The organism is Dissulfurispira sp., from assembly GCF_036745535.1.
In the GTDB taxonomy this organism is placed as follows: Bacteria; Nitrospirota; Thermodesulfovibrionia; order Thermodesulfovibrionales; family Dissulfurispiraceae; genus Dissulfurispira.
In genome coordinates this window covers 1-1,878 of record NZ_DAIOFX010000163.1, presented here as the reverse complement: position 1 = coordinate 1,878, position 1,878 = coordinate 1, and the positions used below count along the sequence as shown (strand labels likewise).

4 protein-coding genes are annotated in these 1,878 nt (G+C 43.9%); all 4 read left to right on the top strand.

Going from position 1 to position 1,878, the window contains the following annotated elements:
- The first annotated feature begins 38 nt into the window (after positions 1 to 38).
- The 4 genes from V7L97_RS12460 to V7L97_RS12445 are packed head-to-tail and all read left to right on the top strand — an operon-like array spanning position 39 to position 1,728.
- Positions 39 to 416 carry a TIGR02186 family protein gene (locus V7L97_RS12460; RefSeq protein WP_333656480.1) on the top strand — a complete coding sequence of 126 codons (378 nt, stop codon included), beginning with the start codon at positions 39 to 41 and terminating at the stop codon, positions 414 to 416.
- The gene (locus tag V7L97_RS12455) at positions 416 to 1,273 is read left to right on the top strand and encodes a universal stress protein (protein WP_333656477.1); all 858 of its coding nucleotides are present in this window, start codon (positions 416 to 418) and stop codon (positions 1,271 to 1,273) included. The genes V7L97_RS12460 and V7L97_RS12455 overlap by 1 nt, the downstream gene beginning before the upstream one ends.
- A gap of 33 nt (positions 1,274 to 1,306) precedes the next feature.
- Positions 1,307 to 1,543 (top strand): hypothetical protein, encoded by a 237-nt coding sequence (locus V7L97_RS12450; protein WP_333656475.1) that lies wholly within the window; start codon positions 1,307 to 1,309, stop codon positions 1,541 to 1,543.
- Positions 1,540 to 1,728, top strand: a complete 189-nt coding sequence (locus tag V7L97_RS12445) for a universal stress protein (RefSeq protein WP_333656472.1) — start codon at positions 1,540 to 1,542, stop codon at positions 1,726 to 1,728. Before V7L97_RS12450 ends, V7L97_RS12445 begins: the two co-directional genes overlap by 4 nt.
- The last annotated feature ends 150 nt before the right edge of the window (positions 1,729 to 1,878 follow it).

The following is a 1,878-nucleotide window of genomic DNA, read 5'->3' as shown; positions in this document are numbered from 1 at the left end:
ACAATGGGGAAAGAAGCCCTTAAAGGAATTTACACAAAATGATTGACACTACCGAAAAAACAAAATGGTTTAACGAGTTTGTGAGGTTTAAAGAGAATTCGAGATTATATTCCGTATCCACCGGCAAAGTATCATTAACAGAGAAGGATGGAAAAGGGAATTATTATATCCTTACCGAGTGGCCGTATCAGGTTCCTCCCGGAACATACACTGTTACGGCGTACGCGGTGAAAGACAGAAGGGTTGTGGAGACTGCGCAATCCAGCATAACCGTTGAACAGGTCGGAGTCGTGAAGACCTTTGCCAATATGGCTAAGAACAACGGGGTCCTGTACGGAATCATATCCATAGTTGCAGCGCTTGGAGCAGGCTTCGGAGTGGGCTTGATATTCAGGAAAGGCGGAGGAGCACACTGATGTATAAAACAATACTTGTGGCATTTGACGGCTCGGAATACAGCAGGGCAGCGCTCATAGAGTCCTCAAACTTGGCAAAGAGGCATGGTGGTAAAGTCATTATGGTCCATGCTGTTTACTTTGACGAGGAGGAATTCAGCCTTGCGCCGGAGCAGAGGGAGAAACGCTTTGAACTCGGTAAAAAGGTTTGCTATCAGGCGAGGGAGACAATTTCATCCGAATTCGGAATAGAAGTGGAGTCCCTTATATGCGAGGGTGAACCGCCCGATGTAATAACTGATATTGCGGCGGGGAAGAAGGCTGACCTTATCGCAATGGGAACTTACGGCAGAAAGGGACTGAAAAGACTGGTCATGGGGAGTGTGACATCGAAGGTGATCATAAATGCACCCTGCGATGTCATGGTCGTAAAGAGGCCCTGCAGTGAATACACAGGTGAGTATGAATCAATCCTTGTACTATTTGATGGCTCTCAATTCAGCAAAAAGGCCCTTGAGCATGCCTACGAGCTGTCAAGAAAGGATAATGCAGAGATAACCGTTCTGTACGTAATTCCGCGTTATGAGGAAATGGTAGGGTTTTTCAGGACAGAATCCATAAAGCAAAATCTTTATCAGGAGGCCCAGAAAATCATGGATGAAGCGAAAAAGATTGCCGTTTCCAATGGTGTATCCATAAGTACGACAATTCAGGAAGGGCAGGCAGCAGAAAAGATTATAGAAACTGCCAATGCTTTAAAGAATGATTTGATGATCATGGGAAGTTACGGGTGGAGGGGGATCAATAAGGTGATTATCGGTAGTACAACCGAAAGGGTGATAATGAATGCCTCATGCCCAGTGCTGGTTGTGAAATAAACAACGAAATGGAGTATTGAGAGGTGATAGAAGATGAAAGGATATAGAAAGATTTTAATAGCAGTGAATGGCTCAAAGGATGTTCTTAAAGAAGGATTGCAGCTTGCCCGTGATGAAAAATGCTGGGTCACGGTTGTGAAGGTTATCCCTTCATATAAGGGAGACATTAATCTTGTGGGTATTAAGAATATCGAGGATGTGCTGGACAGCGAGGGAGCAAAGGCTGTTTCCGATATGAAGGATATTGCAAAAAAAAAGAAGGGGCATTGATAAAGACGAGGCTTGAAGAGGGTGAGGTTGATAAAAAGATTGTGGAGGTCGCTAAAGACGAGAGATGCGATCTGATCATAATGGGAGCAGACAAGAAGAGCTGGATTAAAAAGATTTTAGGCAAGAATGTTGTTGAGAAGGTCATAAACCATGCCCCCTGCCCTGTGCTCGTGGTAGAGGCATAATTCAAAGAGCTTGCACTTGCCAATTGTTTTACTATCCCCAGATGCAGCAACAAAAATAAAAATTTCATAAGGTGTATAATAGGGTTCAGAACATTCAAAGACATCCTATAAAGGTGTCAAGGCAAAAAACAGGCAATAGTTAGATATGGG